The organism is Rhizobium sp. L43 (genome assembly GCF_002531725.1).
Classification (GTDB): domain Bacteria; phylum Pseudomonadota; class Alphaproteobacteria; order Rhizobiales; family Rhizobiaceae; genus Rhizobium.
In genome coordinates this window covers 121,839-140,590 of record NZ_NWSQ01000016.1, presented here as the reverse complement: position 1 = coordinate 140,590, position 18,752 = coordinate 121,839, and the positions used below count along the sequence as shown (strand labels likewise).

At 62.0% G+C, this 18,752-nt stretch carries 16 protein-coding genes and 1 pseudogene; 11 read left to right on the top strand and 6 right to left on the bottom strand.

Annotation, left to right across the window (positions count from 1 at the left end; translation table 11 throughout):
• Positions 1–3: 3 nt before the first annotated feature.
• Together CO667_RS21690 and CO667_RS21685 are read right to left on the bottom strand one after the other, a co-directional pair.
• On the bottom strand, positions 4–1,461 hold the full coding sequence (locus CO667_RS21690; RefSeq protein ID WP_097620314.1) for a UdgX family uracil-DNA binding protein: 1,458 nt from the start codon (positions 1,459–1,461) through the stop codon (positions 4–6).
• Positions 1,461–2,693, bottom strand: a complete 1,233-nt coding sequence (locus CO667_RS21685) for a putative DNA modification/repair radical SAM protein (protein WP_097620313.1) — start codon at positions 2,691–2,693, stop codon at positions 1,461–1,463. The genes CO667_RS21690 and CO667_RS21685 overlap by 1 nt, the downstream gene beginning before the upstream one ends.
• 267 nt (positions 2,694–2,960) lie before the next feature.
• On the opposite strand from CO667_RS21685, the gene greA reads away from it, so the two are divergent.
• Together greA and CO667_RS21675 are read left to right on the top strand one after the other, a co-directional pair.
• Positions 2,961–3,437, top strand: coding sequence for a transcription elongation factor GreA (gene greA, locus CO667_RS21680; protein ID WP_003565408.1), 477 nt, complete (start codon positions 2,961–2,963; stop codon positions 3,435–3,437).
• 27 nt (positions 3,438–3,464) lie between these two features.
• On the top strand, positions 3,465–4,523 hold the full coding sequence (locus CO667_RS21675; protein ID WP_097620312.1) for a glycosyltransferase family 4 protein: 1,059 nt from the start codon (positions 3,465–3,467) through the stop codon (positions 4,521–4,523).
• A gap of 72 nt (positions 4,524–4,595) precedes the next feature.
• Here CO667_RS21675 and CO667_RS21670 read toward each other — a convergent pair whose 3' ends face one another.
• Entirely contained in the window at positions 4,596–5,927 is a 1,332-nt protein-coding gene (locus CO667_RS21670; RefSeq protein ID WP_097620311.1) for a dicarboxylate/amino acid:cation symporter, read from the bottom strand.
• 225 nt (positions 5,928–6,152) lie between these two features.
• On the opposite strand from CO667_RS21670, the gene CO667_RS21665 reads away from it, so the two are divergent.
• Positions 6,153–8,024, top strand: coding sequence for an ATP-binding protein (locus CO667_RS21665; protein ID WP_097620310.1), 1,872 nt, complete (start codon positions 6,153–6,155; stop codon positions 8,022–8,024).
• Between the two features lie 4 nt (positions 8,025–8,028).
• Positions 8,029–9,375 carry a sigma-54 dependent transcriptional regulator gene (locus tag CO667_RS21660; RefSeq protein WP_097620309.1) on the top strand — a complete coding sequence of 449 codons (1,347 nt, stop codon included), beginning with the start codon at positions 8,029–8,031 and terminating at the stop codon, positions 9,373–9,375.
• 6 nt (positions 9,376–9,381) lie between these two features.
• On the opposite strand, the gene CO667_RS21655 is transcribed toward CO667_RS21660, so the two are convergent.
• Positions 9,382–9,849: an Lrp/AsnC family transcriptional regulator gene (locus CO667_RS21655; protein ID WP_049736233.1), complete on the bottom strand. Its 468-nt coding sequence runs from the start codon at positions 9,847–9,849 to the stop codon at positions 9,382–9,384.
• Between the two features lie 231 nt (positions 9,850–10,080).
• Between CO667_RS21655 and trxB the strand changes: the two genes are divergently transcribed.
• The 6 genes and pseudogenes from trxB (at position 10,081) to CO667_RS21625 (ending at position 16,177) form a co-directional block, all read left to right on the top strand.
• Positions 10,081–11,055, top strand: a complete 975-nt coding sequence (gene trxB / locus CO667_RS21650; protein ID WP_097620308.1) for a thioredoxin-disulfide reductase — start codon at positions 10,081–10,083, stop codon at positions 11,053–11,055.
• Positions 11,056–11,077: 22 nt separating this feature from the next.
• Positions 11,078–11,974 carry a LysR family transcriptional regulator VtlR gene (locus CO667_RS21645; protein WP_003593139.1) on the top strand — a complete coding sequence of 299 codons (897 nt, stop codon included), beginning with the start codon at positions 11,078–11,080 and terminating at the stop codon, positions 11,972–11,974.
• A gap of 551 nt (positions 11,975–12,525) precedes the next feature.
• The gene (locus tag CO667_RS21640; RefSeq protein WP_097620307.1) at positions 12,526–12,819 is read left to right on the top strand and encodes a metalloregulator ArsR/SmtB family transcription factor; all 294 of its coding nucleotides are present in this window, start codon (positions 12,526–12,528) and stop codon (positions 12,817–12,819) included.
• A gap of 1 nt (position 12,820) precedes the next feature.
• On the top strand, positions 12,821–13,987 hold the full coding sequence (locus tag CO667_RS21635; protein WP_097620306.1) for an MFS transporter: 1,167 nt from the start codon (positions 12,821–12,823) through the stop codon (positions 13,985–13,987).
• Positions 13,988–14,012: 25 nt separating this feature from the next.
• A complete protein-coding gene (locus CO667_RS21630) occupies positions 14,013–15,137 on the top strand; it encodes an alkene reductase (RefSeq protein ID WP_097620305.1) in 1,125 nt (374 codons plus the stop codon).
• A gap of 239 nt (positions 15,138–15,376) precedes the next feature.
• Positions 15,377–16,177: pseudogene (locus CO667_RS21625) on the top strand (aminoglycoside phosphotransferase family protein).
• On the opposite strand, the gene CO667_RS21620 reads toward CO667_RS21625, so the two are convergent.
• Positions 16,174–17,196: an NAD-dependent epimerase/dehydratase family protein gene (locus CO667_RS21620; RefSeq protein ID WP_097620304.1), complete on the bottom strand. Its 1,023-nt coding sequence runs from the start codon at positions 17,194–17,196 to the stop codon at positions 16,174–16,176. The pseudogene CO667_RS21625 and the gene CO667_RS21620 overlap by 4 nt on opposite strands.
• A gap of 94 nt (positions 17,197–17,290) precedes the next feature.
• Here CO667_RS21620 and CO667_RS21615 point away from each other — a divergent pair, with 94 nt between their 5' ends.
• Positions 17,291–18,193 (top strand): LysR family transcriptional regulator, encoded by a 903-nt coding sequence (locus CO667_RS21615; protein ID WP_097620303.1) that lies wholly within the window; start codon positions 17,291–17,293, stop codon positions 18,191–18,193.
• Positions 18,194–18,382: 189 nt separating this feature from the next.
• On the opposite strand, the gene CO667_RS21610 is transcribed toward CO667_RS21615, so the two are convergent.
• Positions 18,383–18,664, bottom strand: a complete 282-nt coding sequence (locus CO667_RS21610) for a DUF2188 domain-containing protein (protein ID WP_097620302.1) — start codon at positions 18,662–18,664, stop codon at positions 18,383–18,385.
• Between the last annotated feature and the right edge of the window lie 88 nt (positions 18,665–18,752).

Genomic DNA, 18,752 nt, shown 5'->3' with positions numbered 1-18,752 from the left:
GAATCAGTATGCAGCGGCCACCATAAGGCGCTGAACCATCAGCATATCTTCGCGAAATCGTGCCAGTTCCTCCGCTCTCAGCCGCTCATCGGGAATACGCAGCAGATAGGATGGATGCACCGTCACGAAGAGCGTTCGCTCCTCATCGATCGCGATCGCTTTCCCCCTGACATCCTGAAGCCGCTGTTTCGTATCGGTCAGCGCCGCGAGCGCCGTCGCCCCCATCGCAACGATGAGCTTCGGCTTGATCAGTGCCATCTCCAGATTGAGCCACCAGCGGCAATGCTTCACCTCGCCCATATTGGGCTTCTGATGGATGCGACGCTTGCCGCGCGGCTCATATTTGAAATGCTTGACGGCATTGGTGACGTAAAGCGTTGAGCGATCAATGCCCGCTTCAGTGATCACCTGATCCAGCAGCCTGCCGGCCGGACCGACGAAGGGGCGCCCGGCAATATCCTCCTGGTCGCCCGGCTGCTCGCCAACGAACATCACCTCGGCATCGCGTGGCCCCTCCCCGAATACGGTTTGCGTGGCCTTCGCATGAAGCGGACAGCGGGTGCAGGCGGCAGCTTCCGCGCGCAGTGCTTCCAGCGTGCCCGCCGGCGCTTCGGGCTCGGCCGGAATGCTGCGCGCGGCTTCCTGCAGGCGATCGTGAAAGGGCAACGACTGGGTCGCCTCCCGTGCAGCCATGGCCCGCACCTGGCTCTCCGCCGATGCGATCAGCCCAGGGATGAGATCGGCTTCCGGCAGGTTCTTCCAGTATTTTTTCGGCATCTCCGCCTGCATCGCCTTCAGCTTCAACCGCGCCGGATTGAAAATGCTGGCGTAGTAGGTGCGCCAAAGTTCGTCGGTAGCATCGGTGAGATTGGGTTTTTCACACGGTTCGTCGCTCATCGTCAGCCGCTCGCCGTCCCAGGCGGCCGATCCCTTGGGCGTCGCGATCAGCCAGTCCATGTCGGTGAAGCGCCGTTGAAAGAAGGGCGCTGTGCGCCTGACGATATGGTGATCCGGCTCGAACCAGGCGAGGAATTTTCGACGGCCCACCGACACCGCACCAACCTCCTTGAAGCGAACGAAGGCCGTCATCTTGTGCGCGTCGCGCCGAACGTTTTTCGCCATCAGCCTGGCACGGGCGACGTCCTCGTCGGAAGCCACTTCAAGCAGTTGGCGGTCCAGTTGCAGCCGCCAGAGCAGACGGTAAAGCAGGGAAAAACGCGCCGCGTCGGAATGGCAGAGAACTGTCTCCGCGAGATCGATGAAGGCGGGCGGCACCGTCATCGGCTTGCGTGCCATGATAGGCGCCGGCGGCATGGCGTCGCGTTGAAACGCAAGGTCCGCCTCCTCGCTTTTTTCGCGCCAATCGATCTCTTCCGGCAGGATGCCGGCGACCGCGAAAGCGCGCGCGGCGTCACGCCATTCGGCAAGCTCCCCGCGTCCTGCAAGCACGACCCGGCGCATCACAGCAACGACAATTGTTCGGGCTGCGGTTCGAACATGGCGCGAAGGTCGGGGCGCTCGATCAATCGGCGCGGCGACCAGCCTTCCGCCGAGATGAAAGACTGAACCTTCTTGATCGAAATGCCGAGCCGCTGGAGATCATCGAGCCGCAACCGGCGAAAACGCCGCGCCGAAACGATCGCTTTGACGGTCTTGGTGCCGAGACCGGGCACGCGCAGCAACCGTTCACGCTCGGCCTTGTTGATATCGACGGGGAATTCTGCCCGGTTGGCGAGCGCCCAGGCAAGTTTGGGGTCGAGGCTGAGATCGAGCATGCCATCCGCCTGGTTCGCGGTGATCTCGTCAATGCCGAAACCGTAGAATCGATAGAGCCAGTCGGCCTGATAGAGCCGGTGTTCCCGCATCAGCGGCGGCTTGATCAGCGGCAGGTTTTTCGACGAGTCCGGGATCGGGCTGAAGGCGGAATAGTAGACGCGCTTCAGCCCGTAGCTGCTATAAAGCCGGCCGCTGGTCGCAAGGATCGTCGCATCGTTCGCGCCATCGGCGCCGACGATCATCTGTGTGCTCTGGCCGGCCGGCACGAAACGCTGACGCTTCTTCGTCTGCAGCGTCGGTTCGCCGGCGGCCTCGATCTTCAGCCGCAGATCCCCCATCGATCGCCGGATATTGGCAGGCTTCTTTTCCGGCGCAAAGCGGGTGATGCCGTTATCCGTCGGCAACTCGATATTGAGCGACAGCCTGTCTGCATGAAGCCCCGCCTCCTCGATCAGACGCGGCGACGCCTCGGGGATCGATTTCAGATGGATATATCCGCGGAAATTGTGGGTCACACGCAGTTCGCGGACGATGCGGACCATCTCTTCCATCGTGTAATCTGACGAACGAATAATGCCGGAGGAAAGGAACAGGCCTTCGATATAGTTGCGGCGGTAGAATTCCAGCGTCAGCCAGATGACCTCCTCGGGCGTAAAGCGCGCCCGTTCGACATTGCTCGACGAGCGATTGACGCAATAGGCGCAATCGTAGATGCAGAAATTGGTCAGCAGTATTTTCAGAAGCGAAATGCACCGCCCGTCCGGAGCATAGGCATGACAGATACCGGATCCCTCGGTCGAACCGAGCCCGCCACTTGCGTGAGAATCGCGTTTCACCGTGCCGCTGGAAGCGCAGGAAGCGTCATATTTCGCGGCGTCGGAAAGGATGGCCAGGCGTTCTGTGAGCGACTTCTTCATTAGAGTGTTCACTATATGTTCCGGAGCACAAAGTCAATCCGAGCAATCCCGCCCTCGCCCATTTTTCAGGCGCACCATCGGATGCCGCGGCGGGTTGCGTTTAGTTCATGCGAATTTTCTGGAAATCGGCCTTGGCGATCTGCTATAAGCACTTAACTAGGATTGTGGCACGGTTCCGAAGCTCCCCTTCGGGACCTGTTTTCTTTTGTGTGTACCTGACTTTGCTGATGCAGGGACCGGCGGATACAAGGATTGAAGGACAGAAAAATGGTTGAAAAGGTACCGATGACACCGGGTGGTTTCGTCAAGCTGCAGGAAGAGCTGCGCTGGCGTCAGCAGGAGGAGCGTCCCCGAATCATCGAGGCGATCGCCGAAGCCCGTGCGCATGGTGACCTTTCCGAAAACGCCGAATACCACGCCGCCAAGGAAGCCCAGAGCCACAATGAGGGCCGCATCAGCGAGCTGGAAGACCTGACGGCGCGCGCCGAGGTCATCGACCTCACGAAGATGTCGGGCGACAAGATCAAGTTCGGCGCCAAGGTGAAGCTCGTCGACGAGGACACCGAGGAAGAAAAGACCTACCAGATCGTCGGCGACCAGGAAGCCGACGTCAAAGCCGGCCGCATCTCCATCTCCTCGCCGATCGCCCGTGCGCTGATCGGCAAGGAAGTCGGCGATTCCATCGAGGTCAACGCGCCGGGCGGCTCCAAGGCCTACGAAATCCTCCAGGTTTCCTGGGGCTGATCGCCCGCCACAGACGAGACCCATCCCTTGCCTGATATGCGTGACGTCGAGATCATCGCGCCCAATTTCAAGCGCCGGCTCTCCGGCGTCACGTCGACCATCGTCCAGCTCATCCCCTGCCAGATCCGGCTCGGCATCGGGATCGCCACCCTCGGCCCCGGCCTGCCGGAGGGCCTGCCGAAACTTCAGTGGCGCCAGCTCCTCGGCCTCTGGCGCCCGCCGGCGCGCCGGCGCCGGCGTGTCTGGCACGCCCGCCGCAACAACGAGATGGCCGTCGGCATCCTGCTTCGGCATCTCCTGCGCATGCCGCTGAAGCTGCTCTTCACCTCGGCCGCCCAACGCCGCCACACCGCCTATACCAAATGGCTGATCCGCCGCATGGACGCCGTCATCGCGACCAGCGACCGTTCCGGCTCGTTCCTCGAGGTGCCGCACACGGTCATCCAGCACGGCGTCGACCTTGCCCTGTTCCATCCGCCGGAAACGGCAGAAGACGGTATTGCCGCCACCGGCCTGCCCGGCCGCCATCTTATCGGCTGTTTCGGCCGCGTGCGCCATCAGAAGGGCACCGATCTCTTCGTCCGGGCGATGATCGAGCTGCTGCCGCAGAATCCGGAATGGACGGCTGTTGTCTCCGGCCGCGTGACGGCGGAGCACACGGCATTCGCCGACAAGCTCAAGGCGGATGTTGCCGCCGCCGGGCTCAGCGACCGGATCCTCTTCCTCGGCGAAGTTCCCGATATCAAGGTTTGGTATCGCCGTCTGACGCTTTACGTCGCCCCTTCCCGCAACGAGGGCTTCGGCCTGACGCCGCTCGAAGCCATGGCTTCGCGCACGGCGGTGGTGGCATCGGACGCGGGCGCTTATGCCGAGCTCATCGTTGGGCGCGAGACCGGTTCGGTCGTCGCGGCCGGCGATGGCGAGGCGCTGACGCGGGCCATCGCGCCCTATATCGCCGATCCCGCTCTGGCGATCGCGCATGGCGAGAATGCACTGCGCCATGTCAGGACGAATTTCGCGCTGGAGAAGGAAGCACGCGCGATCGGCGCCGTTTACAACAGCCTCCTCGGCGACAACCGCGGCTGAAGCGGAAATAGAGAACGGCCCGTTGGAGAACGGGCCGCTGCAGATTTTCAAGACTATGAGCAGTCTGGCCGATTATTCGGCCGGCTGGAGCCCGGCAGCCGACGTGTCGTCGGCCTGACCGCCCAACGCTGCCGCAAGCTGCGCGGTATCCAACTCATTTTCCCAGCGTGCCACGACGATCGTTGCGACCGCATTGCCGACGAGGTTGGTCAGCGCCCGGCATTCCGACATGAAACGGTCGATGCCGAGGATGAGCGCCATGCCGGCGACCGGCACGGAGGGCACGACGGAAAGGGTCGCGGCAAGCGTGATGAAACCGGCGCCGGTGATGCCTGCGGCACCCTTGGAGCTCAGCATCGCCACCAGGAGCAGCAGGATCTGGTCACCCCAGGAGAGCTGGATGCCGGTTGCCTGGGCAATGAACAGGGCCGCCAGCGTCATGTAGATGTTCGTGCCGTCGAGATTGAAGGAATAGCCTGTGGGGATGACGAGGCCGACGACCGAGCGCTTGCAGCCGGCCTTTTCCATCTTGTTCATCAGGCCTGGAAGGGCGGCTTCCGAAGACGAGGTGCCGAGAACCAGCAGCAGCTCTTCCTTGATGTAACGCAGCAGCGCCAGGATCGAGAAGCCGTTGTAGCGGGCGACGGCGCCGAGAACGACGAGGACGAAGAGCAGCGAGGTGATGTAGAAGGTGCCGATCAGCATGGCGAGATTGGCGATCGACCCGATGCCGTACTTGCCGATGGTGAAGGCCATGGCGCCGAAGGCGCCGATCGGGGCGGCCTTCATCAGGATGGCGACGAGCTTGAAGACCGGAGCCGTCAGGGCATTGAGGAAATTGACGACCTGCTCGCCCTTTTCGCCGACCATGGCGAGCGCGATGCCGAACAGCACCGAGAAGAACAGCACCTGCAGAATGTCTCCATCGGCAAAGGCGCCGACGATCGTCGTCGGGATGATGTTGGTGAGGAAGCCGACGATGCTCTGGTCATGCGCCTTCGAGGCATAGCTGGCAACGGCGGTGGGATCCAGCGAGGCCGGATCGATGTTCATGCCGGCGCCGGGCTGGACGACGTTGGCGACGATCATGCCGATGACGAGCGCCAGCGTTGAGAAGGTCAGGAAGTAGAGCATCGCCTTGCCGGCGACGCGGCCGACCTTCTTCAGGTCGCTCATGCCGGCAATGCCGGTCGCCACCGTCAGAAAAATGACCGGAGCGATAATCATCTTGACGAGCTTGATGAAAGCGTCGCCGAGCGGCTTCAATTGCGCGCCGAGTTCCGGGTAGAAATGGCCGAGCAGGATGCCCGCGGCGATGGCCGCGAGAACCTGAACGTAAAGATGGGAATAAAAGGGCTTCTTGCCCTTGCTGTCTGTGACTGCATCGAATGGTGCTGCGATCATGATGTCCTCCTAAAGGCTCGTCCGGAACGAACTCCGGCCTCCCGAGCCGTTCGCTTCAAGTCCAACAGCTCAGCCGTTGTTGCCATCTCATTCGCAATCACCGTGCCAGTTTTAACCCATCAAATTAAATCATTGATTTTATGATTTAATTATTTCCAGAGCCATTGGCGACGCATTCAGAAATGCGGAAACCCACACAAATACAATTGCGTCTCGTGCGGAAAAATGCACAAATCCTCTATGTCTTTGTCCCTGTCGCCGCCGTGGTCTTCGTTGCCTTTGCAGCACCGCATCCGCCGGATGTGGTGGGCCTATGCGGTGATCGCGCTTCTTGCCGTCGCTGCAAGTCTGTGGGCAAGCGGCGAGATTGGACGGCGCCAGGCCGAGGCGGCCCTCGAAGAACAGGCCCGCATGGATGCGAGGCTGAATGCGGCTTTGCTGCGCACGGTTCTCGAAAAATACCGGGCGCTTCCCTTCGTGCTGTCGCAAGACGCAGCACTCGCCTCGGCGCTGACGGGAAACGAAGCCGGCACGTTCGAGCGGCTCAGCCAGAAGCTGGAAATGCTGGCGGCGGGCACGAAGGCTGCCGTCATTTATGTCATCGACAAGGACGGCATGGCGGTTTCGGCCAGCAACTGGCGCGAACCGACGAGCTTCGTCGGCAATGACTATCGCTTCCGGGAATATTTTCAGGGGGCGGTCGCGCTGGGACAGGCCGAGCACTTCGCGCTCGGCACCGTCAGCAAGAAACCCGGCCTCTATATATCCGAGCGGATCAACGGCAGCAGCGGGCTGCTCGGCGTCGTCGTGGTCAAGGTGGAATTCGACGACGTCGAGGCGGATTGGAAAGCCTCGGACGCGCCGTCCTACGTGATCGACGATCGCGGCATCGTCCTCATCACCAGCATTCCCTCCTGGCGGTTCATGACGATCGACCGGATCGCCGACGATCGATTGACGGCGATCCGCGAAAGCCTGCAATTCGGCGATGCGCCGCTTCAACCGCTGCCGCTCGATACGGTCCGAAGCCTTGGCGACAGGCTCGACGTCGTCGAGATCGTCATGCCGGGCGGCGCCGGAAAAACTAGCTTTCTCGATGTCGGAATGCCGGTTCCCGCCACAGCATGGCATTTGCAGCATCTGGTGGCGCTGGGGCCGTCGGTGGATGCGGGCATTCGCGAAGCCCGGATGCTGGCATTGCTTATGCTCCTGCCGCTGCTGTCAGGCGCAGCCTTCCTGTTGCGCCGCCGCCAGACGGTCACCCTCAAGATTTTCAGGGAACAGCAGGCGCGGGAGGAACTGGAACGGCGGGTAGTCGAGCGGACTCTCGATCTCAGCCAGGCGCGCGACCGGTTGCAGGCTGAAATCACCGGCCACAGGAGCACGGAGCAGAAGCTGCAGGCGGTGCAGCAGGATCTGGTGCAGGCGAACCGCCTGGCCATTCTCGGTCAGGTGGCGGCCGGCGTCGCCCATGAGATCAATCAGCCGGTGGCAACCATCCGCGCCTATGCGGATAACGCCCGCACCTTCCTCGATCGCGGCCAGACGACGCCCGCCGGTGAAAATCTCGAAAGCATCGCGGCGCTGACGGAGCGCATAGGCTCGATCACCGAGGAGCTGAAGACCTTTGCCCGCAAGGGCCGCGGCAACGCCGAACCGACGGGATTGAAGGACGTCATCGAAGGTGCAGTGCTGCTGCTGCGCAGCCGATTTGCCGGCCGCATGGATACGCTCGACATCGACTTGCCGCCTGCCGAGCTGCAGGTCATGGGAAACCGGATCCGTCTCGAGCAGGTGCTTATCAACCTGCTTCAGAACGCCCTGGAGGCGGTGGCGCCGAAAGCCGAAGAGGGGCGCGTCGAGATCAGGACATCCGCCGTTTCAGGCATGGTCACGGTGACGGTCGCCGACAACGGCCCCGGCATTTCGCCCGAGATCCGCAAAGGCCTGTTCACACCGTTCAACACCTCGAAGGAAAGCGGTCTCGGCCTGGGATTGGTCATCGCCAAGGATATCGTCGGCGATTACGGCGGCCGGATGGAGGTCGAGAGCGATGACAGCGGAACCCGCTTCATGGTTCATCTGAGGAAGGCTTGAGATCATGGCCGCACCGATGCCCGTTGCGCTGATCGACGACGATAGGGATTTGCGCCGCGCCACCGCCCAGACGCTCGAACTCGCCGGATTTTCCGTTTCAGCCTATGACGGCGCGAAGGCCGCGCTGGCCGACCTGCCGGCGGACTTTGGCGGCCCCGTCATCACCGATATCCGCATGCCTGAGATCGACGGGCTGCAGCTCTTCGCCACGCTGCAGGGCATTGACGCCGACCTGCCGGTGATCCTGATGACCGGCCACGGCGATATTCCGATGGCCGTTCAGGCGATCCAGGACGGCGCCTATGATTTCATCGCCAAACCCTTTGCGGCCGATCGGCTCGTCCAAAGTGTGCGTCGCGCCGGCGAGAAGCGCCGGCTTGTCCTGGAAAACCGCATGCTGCGCAAGGCGGCCGAAGATGCGCAGGAAAATTCGCCGCTGATCGGCCAGACGCCGGTGATGGAAAACCTGAGAAACATCCTTCGCCACATCGCCGATACCGATGTCGACGTCCTCGTCGCCGGCGAAACCGGCAGCGGCAAGGAAGTGGTCGCTCAGATCCTGCATCAGTGGAGCCACCGCCGGAAGGGCAATTTCGTGGCGCTGAACTGCGGGGCGCTCCCCGAAACCGTCATTGAAAGCGAGCTGTTCGGCCATGAGGCGGGCGCCTTTACCGGCGCCCAGAAGCGCCGCACCGGCCGCATCGAACATGCAAGCGGCGGCACGCTTTTCCTCGACGAGATCGAAAGCATGCCGGTCGCCACCCAGGTCAAGATGTTGAGAGTGCTGGAGATGCGCGAGATCACCCCGCTCGGCACCAACGAGGTGCGCCCGGTCGATCTTCGCGTCGTCGCCGCCGCCAAGATCGACCTCGGGGATCCCGATCTGCGCGGGGATTTTCGCGAGGATCTCTATTACAGGCTGAATGTGGTGACGATCTCCATTCCGCCGCTGCGAGAACGGCGCGACGATATTCCGCTGCTGTTCTCTCACTTTGCCGCCCGCGCCGCCGAGCGTTTTCGCCGCGATGTCCCCCAACTCTCAGAGAATGTTCGCCGTCATCTCGCCACCCATGTATGGCCGGGCAATGTCCGTGAGCTCTCCCACTATGCCGAACGCGTGGTGCTGGGCGTGGAAGGCGGTGGAGCGGCATCAGTGCCCCCGCAGCCGACGGGCGGCACGCTGCCCGAACGGCTGGAACGCTACGAGGCGGAGATCATCCGCGATGCGCTCGCGGCCAATGACGGTGACGTGCGCCGCACCATCGAGGCGCTTGGCATTCCGAGAAAGACGTTTTACGACAAGCTGCAGCGCCACGGCATCAACCGCGGCGGTTATGCCGTGCGCAAATAGGCTGTCTCAGACTTCTACAAGTCCGAGCTTCTTCACCTGCCGGATCGTCAGCATGGTGCGCACGGTATCGACATGCTCGTTCGCCGTCAGCACTTCGATGACGAAATCCTGGAAGTGGGTGAGATTTTCAGCCACGCAATGCAGCAGGAAATCACTGTCGCCGGAGACCATCCAGGCCTGGCGCACCAGCGGCCATTCGGCAGTCGCCGCGGCAAACGCCTTGAGATTGCCTTCCGACTGGTGCTTGAGGCCGACCATGCAGAAAGCAACCAGATCGAAGCCGAGCCTCGGGCTGTTCAGCATCGCATGGTAGCCCTCGATGATGCCGGCTTCCTCGAGCTTGCGCACCCGGCGCAGGCAGGGCGGCGCCGAGATGCCGACGCGATCGGCGAGCTCCACATTGGTCATGCGGCCGTCGGCCTGCAATTCCCGGAGTATCTTTATGTCGATGACGTCGAGCTCGGCGCGACCCACATCATGGCCTTTCTTTAATTCTCCGCGGGGAGCTTCTATATAAAGCGGCGGAATACGCAAGAATGTTTCACGCCGATGACGGATTCTTGCACATCCGGGCGATTTGGCTTGTTGGTAACGCAAGGCTGCCCTTGAATAAAAGCATTGGACGTTCATAAATGGCGCATGGACCGCGAAACGGCCGCAATCGCCATCTAGCCGCCGCCTCCTGCCCAGTCGAAAGGAAATGACATGCCCGCCCGCCATACCAAGGTGCTCATCATCGGTTCCGGACCTGCAGGCTATACTGCCGCGGTCTATGCCGCGCGCGCCATGCTGAAACCGGTTCTGATCGCCGGTCTCGAACAGGGCGGCCAGTTGATGATCACCACCGATGTCGAGAATTATCCGGGCTTTGCCGATCCGATCCAGGGTCCCTGGCTGATGGAACAGATGCTGCAGCAGGCAAAACATGTGGGCGCCGAGATCGTTAACGACGTCGTGACCGAAGTCGACATGAACCAGCGTCCTTTCGTCGCCCGCACCGACAGCGGCCAGGTCTGGACCGCCGATACGCTGATCATCGCCACCGGCGCCAAGGCCAAGTGGCTCGGTATCGAGAGCGAGCAGCATTTCCAGGGTTTTGGTGTTTCGGCTTGCGCCACCTGCGACGGTTTCTTCTATCGCAACAAGGATGTGATCGTGGTCGGCGGTGGCAACAGCGCCGTCGAGGAAGCCCTCTATCTCTCCAACATCGCCAAGTCGGTGACACTGGTGCATCGCCGCGATTTCTTCCGGGCTGAGAAGATCCTGCAGGAACGTTTGTTCGCCAGGGACAACGTCAAGGTGGTGTGGAACACCGAAGTCGCCGAAATCACCGGCACGCCGGCCAAGCCGCCGATGCCGCAATCCGTCTCCGGCGCCCGCCTGCGCGACGTCAGAACCGGGGCGATCACCGAGATGCCGATCGACGGCGTCTTCGTCGCCATCGGCCATGCGCCGGCCACCGAGCTTTTCAAGGACAAACTGAAACTGAAGGACAACGGCTATCTCTGGACCGCACCGGATTCGACCGCGACCAGCCTGGAGGGGGTCTATGCCGCGGGCGACGTGACCGATGATACGTTCCGCCAGGCGATTACTGCCGCCGGCCTGGGATGCATGGCGGCACTTGAAGCCGAGCGATATCTGACGGGCCACATGCCCGTCGCCGTGGCAGCGGAGTAAGATCGGCATGAGGGGTGGGGGAATGCCATTGGATTGGGACAAGCTGCGTATTTTTCACGCAGCTGCCGAGGCGGGTTCGTTCACGCATGCGGCGGATAAACTGCATCTGTCCCAATCCGCCATCAGCCGCCAGGTCAGCGCGCTGGAGCAGGATGTCGGCACCAAGCTGTTTCATCGCCATGCGCGCGGCCTGATTCTGACGGAACAGGGCGAGCTGCTTTACCGCACCGCCCATGACGTGCTGCTGAAGCTCGAAACCGTGAAGATGCAGCTCACCGAGACGAATGAGACGCCGTCCGGCAAGCTGCGCGTCACCACGACGGTCGGCCTCGGCCAGGGCTGGCTGACCGACAAAATCCAGGAATTCCTGCAGCTTTATCCCGATGTGCAGATCCAGCTGATCCTCGACAACGAGGAAGTGGATGTAAACATGCGCCATGCCGACTGCGCCATCCGCCTGCGCCAGCCGCAACAGTCCGACCTCATCCAGCGCAAGCTCTTTACCGTGCACATGCACGTCTATGCCGCTCCCTCCTACATCAACCGCCATGGCGAGCCGCAGAAGATCGAGGATCTCGACAATCACCGCATCATTACCTTCGGCGAGCCCGCGCCAAGCTATCTGCTCGACGTCAACTGGCTCGAGGTCGCCGGCCGCTCGTCCGACAACAAGCGTATTCCGCATCTGCAGATCAACAGCCAGACCTCGATCAAGCGCGCCGCCCTGCTCGGAATCGGCGTCGCCTGCCTGCCGGATTATATCGTCGGCCGCGACCCCGGGCTGATTCAGCTGGCGATCAATGCCGACGTTCCCTCCTTCGATACCTATTTCTGCTATCCCGACGAGATCAAGAATGCCGCTAAGCTGAAGGCCTTCCGTGATTTCATCGTCAGCAAGGCCAGAAACTGGAACTTTTAAGCCGGTTTTGTCGACGTTTTGCATACTATGCAGAAGGCGCATGACTGGCATGCGCAAATAAGGGTTGCCGTTTGCCCAATAAACCACCATATCGCACATAGCTGATGCACATGGTGGCTTTTCCTCCCAGTTCCACCGCATTAGCTGTTCCCCTCTGGAGGTTTTTGACCTTCACACTTATAAGGGCCCTGGTTTTCCAGTGGCCCTCTTTTTTTGCCTTGCTCCCTCAGGAAAATACCGCACCGCAAAAAAATTGTGCGGCGCATAGCAGACATGCACAAAAAAGCATTGAAACCTGCCTGGGGAAGCACCATATCTCTCTCAGCTGATGCATCTTGTGGTTTCTCTCCCAGTACCACCGCATTAGCTGTTCCCCTCTGGAGGTTTTTGACCTTCACAATTACAAGGGCCCTGGTTTTCCGGTGGCCCTTTTTTTTGCCCAAATTTTGCTCACTCGATAAAATTCGCCGCCTCACGCCTCCGTGATTTGCATACCGAAGTCTGACGATCGATATATCGATCAAACACGATTTATAGTTCGGCGAACCACGATGGACAAAGACGAGATTATCAAGGCACTCGGCCACCCCACCCGGATGGACATTCTGAGCTGGCTGAAAAATCCAGAGCAACATTTCCCGTCGCAGGAGCATCCTTTCGAAATGGGCGTCTGCGCCAGCCAGTTCGAGCGCTGCGGCCTGTCGCAATCGACGGTCTCGGCTCATTTGGGAACCCTGCATCGCGCCGGCCTCGTCACCACCAAACGCGTCGGCCAGTGGATCTTCTACAAGCGCAACGAAGAAACGATTGCCGCCTTCCTGAAGCAACTGACGCAGGATCTTTAGAATGCCCCTCGCCCTCCTCGTTCTCGCCTTGAGCTCGTTTGCGATAGGCACCACCGAATTCGTCATCATGGGTCTGTTGCCCGAAGTCGCCGCCGATCTCTCTGTCAGCATCCCGCAGGCCGGGTGGCTGGTCACCGGTTATGCGCTGGCGGTTGCGATCGGCGCCCCCGTGATGGCTGTTTCGACGGCGAAGCTGAAGCGCCGCACCGCCCTGATTGCGCTGATGGCCTTCTTCATCGCCGGCAACCTGCTGTGCGCTCTGGCGAGCGACTACTGGGTCCTGATGATCGCCCGCATCGTGACCGCACTTTGCCACGGCGCCTTCTTCGGCATCGGCTCGGTCGTCGCCGCCGGCCTCGTCGCCGAAGACCGTAAGGCCCGCGCCGTGGCGCTGATGTTCACCGGCCTGACGCTTGCCAATGTTCTCGGCGTGCCGATCGGCACCGCGATCGGCCAGGCCTATGGCTGGCGCGCCACCTTCGGCGTCGTCACCGTCATCGGCATCGTCACCATAGCAGGCCTGATCGCCATCCTGCCCAGGGATAGGCAGCAGGAAAACGGCAGCATCCTGCGCGAGATCGCAGCACTGAGGAATGGCGGCCTGTGGCTGGCGCTTTCCACCACCGTCTTCTTCGCCGCCTCGATGTTCGCCCTCTTCACCTATATCGCACCGCTCTTGCGTGATGTCACCGGCGTTTCGCCGGAAGGCGTCACCTGGACGCTGTTCCTGATCGGCCTCGGGTTGACCGTCGGCAATCTCGTCGGCGGCAAGCTTGCCGATTGGCGGCTCGGCGTCACACTTGCCGGCGTCTTCGTCGCGATCGCCATCACCTCGATCGCCTTCAGCTATACGAGCCGCTTCTTCATCCCGGCTGAAATCACCCTCTTCCTCTGGGCATTGGCAAGTTTTGCCGCGGTGCCGGCGCTTCAGGTCGGCGTCGTCGGCTTCGGCAAGGACGCGCCCAATCTGGTTTCAACCATCAATATCGGCGCCTTCAACACCGGCAATGCGCTCGGCGCCTGGGTGGGCGGCCTGGTAATCGACGCCGGCTTCGATCTCACCCGCGTTCCGCTCGCCGCAGCCCTGATGGCCTTGATCGGTCTCGGTGCGACAACGCTCACCTATCTCTCCGCCCGGGGCCGGGCCGCCCTCGCCCCCGCCGAGTGATCCTCCCGCAAAAGAAAGGACCATCATGGCCAAGCTTTTCGAACCCACCAAGGTCGGCGACATCGCAGTCAAGAACCGCATCGTCATGGCGCCGCTCACACGCAACCGTTCGCCGGGCGCGATTCCGAACGACCTCAACGTCGAATATTACCGCCAGCGCGCCACGGCAGGCCTGATCATCACCGAGGCGACCCCGATCACCCATCAGGGCCAAGGCTATGCCAACGTGCCTGGCCTCTACACCAAGGAAGCGCTCGACGGCTGGAAGCGCGTCACCGATGCCGTCCACGCCGCCGGCGGCAAGATCGTCGTTCAAATGTGGCATGTCGGCCGTATCTCGCACATGACGCTGCAGCCGGACGGCGGCAAGCCGGTCTCCTCGACCAACCGTACCGCCAAGTCCAAGACCTACCTGGTCAATGCCGACGGCAGCGGCAGCTTTGCCGATACCTCCGAGCCGCGCGCACTCGAAACGGCTGAAATTCCTGGCATCATCGAGGATTACCGCAAGGCCGCCCGCGCAGCGATCGATGCCGGTTTCGACGGCGTCGAAATCCACGGCGCCAACGGCTACCTCCTCGACCAGTTCATGCGCGACGGCATCAACGACCGAACCGACCGCTATGGCGGCTCGATCGAAAACCGGGCTCGCCTGACCTTCGAGGTCGTCGATGCCGTGGTGAAGGAAATCGGCGCCGGCCGCACCGCAATCCGCATTTCGCCGGTCACGCCGTCGAACGATAGCTACGATTCCAACCCGCAGGCGACCTTCACCTACGTCGTCGATAGGTTGGCCATATACGACCTTGCCTATATCCACATCGTCGAAGGCCAGACCGGCGGCGACCGGGACTACAAGCAGGGCGACAACCCCTCCTTCGACTATAAGGCGCTGCGCCAGGCCTATGAAAAGGCCGGCGGCAAGGCCAATTGGATGGTCAACAACGGCTATGACCGCGATCTGGCGATCGATGCCGCCGAAAGCGGCCACGCCGATCTCGTCGCCTTCGGCAAGCCCTTCATCGCCAATCCGGATCTCGTCGAACGGCTGGCGAAGAACCTGCCGCTCAACACGCCCGACCAGTCGACCTTCTACGGCGGCACCGCCCAGGGCTATATCGACTATCCCGCACTTGAAAAAGTCGCCTGAGTCTTTCGGTACAAACGACGAAATCCCGCTTTGTGGCGGGATTTCCCAGATTGCTGGCAAAGTCGGCCAACTCCTCTTCCGTCATGCTCGGGCTTGTCCCGAGCATCTGCCGCCCGTGCAGCAGATCCTCGGCACAAGGCCGAGGATGACGCCGAATGAGGAGTAAAGGCCTCTCAACAAACCGCAAAATCCCGCCGAAGGGTGGGATTTCTGCATTCGGGATCCCTATGTAGGACGCCATGTTCGCTCCCTATCTCGATCGCTGGTCGCTCATATCAGACGGCGACCCCATCATCACCCATTCGAGCCGCCTGTTGCCGGTCCGCTGGCAGGAGAGGCCCGCCATGTTGAAGGTCGCCACCGATATCGACGAACGATATGGCGCGCTGCTGATGTAATGGTGGAACGGCGACGGCGCAGTGCATGTCTATGCCCACGAAGGCGACGCCGTATTGCTGGAACGGGCAACCGGCAAACGCTCGCTGCTTGCCATGGCGATGGACGGCGAGGATGACGAAGCAAGCCGCATTCTCTGCCGCACCGCGGCACGGCTGCATGCGCCGCGCGCAAAGCCGATTCCCGATCCCATTCCCCTCAGTCGCTGGTTCCGCGATCTCGAACCGGCCGCCGGCAAACATGGCGGCACGCTTGCCGATTGCTCGGCGATCGCCAATGCCCTGCTTGCCGATCCGCGCGACCTCGCCGTCCTCCACGGCGATATCCATCACGAAAATATCCTCGATTTCGAAGCGCGCGGCTGGCTGGCGATCGATCCGAAGCGGCTCCACGGCGAGCGCGGCTTCGATTTCGCCAACATCTTCGCCAACGAGGAATTGCCTGTTATCACCGACCCCGTCCGTTTCCGCCGCCAGCTCGCCATCGTCTCTGCCGAGGCCCGGCTCGAGCCGAAGCGGCTGCTGCGATGGATCGCCGCCTATTCCGGCCTTTCCGCCGCCTGGTTCCTCGGTGATCCCAATGTCGAGCAGGCAGAAAAAGCCCTGACGGTCGCCCGGATCGCGCTGGCAGAGTTGCAGACCTAACCCGCATTCTCAGGCGAATGCCCGATAAAGGCAGCGGCCACGTCGCGATGCGGTTCGGGCAGGCAGCCGAGCGCCGCGAGCGAAGCCCTGACCGCCTCGTCGATCGGCGTCTGCGGTTCCTTGCCGAGTTCGGCAACCAGCTTGTCGTTTCGCATCCGCAGCGGCATCTTCCAGAGATAACGCATCTCGTTGATCTCGCGCATCATCGGAATAAAGGGGGCTGCGAGCGGTACGATCCACCAGGGAAAACGGCCGATCTTCGCCTTGCCGCCGGCAACGCGCTTGATCGTTTCGGCCATCTGCATGCCATCCGCATCCCAGAAACCATCCATATGATAGACGGCAAAGGGCGGCAGCCGATCGGCCCGGTCGATCAACCGAGCAATGGTTTCCGCCATATCGGGCAGATAGGTCCACTGATGGCCGACGCCGCGCTGCCCCGGACTCTTGATCGTACCGAGCGGCTTGCCCGGCGTGACGAGACCCGATGAGAACCAGCTGTTACCAGTCGCGCCCGGACCGAAGAAATCTCCGGCCCTGACGATGATGGCGCTGGCACCGGCCTGCGACGCCGCCTCCAGCCGCTTCTCCATCTCGACGCGGATCGCGCCCTTCTTCGTCAGCGGATGCTGCGGACTTTCTTCCGTTGGCGCCGGCAGGGCATCGGGACCGAAATTATAGACGTTGCCCGGCAGCACAATGCGCGCACCGACGGCGCGGGCAGCGGCGATGGTATTGTCGAGCATCGGCAGCACCAGCGTTTCCCAGTCGCGGTAGCCGGGCGGATTGACGGCGTGAACGATCAGGCCGACACCTTCGGCCGCTCTCAGCACGTCGCCGGCATTCATCGCATCGCCCTGCACCCAGTCGAAGGCCGGCTCGCTCCTCGAGGCCTTGGCGGCATCACGGTTGAGCGCCCGGATGCACCAGCCGCGCGCCAGCAGCTTGCGGGCAACCGCGCCGCCGATACCGCCCGTTGCCCCAAGGACCAGCACTGTCGTCTTCATGTCTCTGCTCATGACAATCATCTCCTTCGATCGAATGAGATGAGTATGCCCTCGGAAGGATGTAAACGAAATTGACAAAATACATGCATCTATTATACAAAAATATATGAGCACTGAACCGAACTGGGATTTCTACCGCAGTTTTCTAACCGTGCTCCAGCAAGGGTCGCTTTCGGCCGCCGCCCGTGAACTGGGGCTGACCCAGCCGACCATCGGCCGCCATGTCGATGCCCTGGAACTGGCGGTCGGCGCCGAGCTCTTCATCCGATCACCGAACGGCCTGTTGCCGACCGACGCCGCACTGGCACTGAAGCCCTACGCAGAAACGTTGGCGGCAACCGCCGCCGCGCTTTTGCGCACCGCATCCGGCCAGCGCCAGCGCGTGGCCGGAACCGTCAGGGTCAGCGCCAGCGAGGTCATCGCCGTCGAAGTACTCCCGGGGATTCTCGGACCGTTACAGGAGACCTATCCCGAACTCCAGATCGAGCTCTCGGCATCGGATACGATCGAGGATCTGGTGAACCGGGAGGCCGATATCGCCGTGCGCATGGCCGAGCCGCATCAGGATGCGCTCATCGTGCGCCGCATCGGCGATATCCCGCTCGGTTTCCACGCCCATCGCCGCTATCTCGAACGGCACGGCATCCCCGAAACCATCGCAGATCTCGCAAACCACCGGCTCATCGGCTTCGATCGGCAGACGGCCTATGTCCGCATGGTGATGAAACGCTATCCGGCGCCTGAGGGCATCAAATTCTCCTACAGGAGCGACAGCAATCTTGCCCAGCTTTCGGCGATCCGCGCCGGCGTCGGCATCGGCATCTGCCAGACCGGGCTCGCCCGGGAAAATCCCGACCTGCTTCACATCCTGCCCGACGCATTCGAGATCCCGCTCGGCACATGGGTGGCGATGCATGAAAGCCTGAAGACTTCGCCGCGCTGCCGCGCTACCTTCGACGCGCTGGTCAAAGGGCTCCAAGACTACCACCGATATTGCACAAGCGCCTGACCCCACGAGCGCATGACCGAGCATCCGGCCCGACCGGTGACGGCACGCATCGAAGGAGGAGGGATCCGGGATTGTCTCGTCGCGCGGCCGCAAGCGGCGGCCGATTATGCCGCGCTCAAATGAAGGCTGGCAGCCAGGTTCGGGATGAATGGCGATCGTCGCGCGAGCATTGATGGGCGATGGTTCGCGTCAGATGCCCTGCGAGGCCTCAGCCGCGCGGCCCTTCCACTGGCCGTCCACCACCTCGGTTTCGGGCCGGTCGCCGCCCTCGGCATATTCCTCATGCCATTTGCCGTTTTCGTCCTGCCAGCTGATCTCGGCGGAATCGCCGCCGACCTGCTGTTCGGCCGCGACGATGCGCGCCGCTTCGAGCGCATCGGCATGGGTCGGGAATGCCTCGGAATAGACGCCTCCGAGCCTGTATGCCCAACCGCCGTCATGCGGCACGACTTCGTAGACCACCTTGATCATGCATCCGTCTCCTCATCTTTATTGCGCATTCGCACGCTTCCGGACAGGATCCGGATCATCGCGGCCGCTTGACGAGAATTCGAGGACG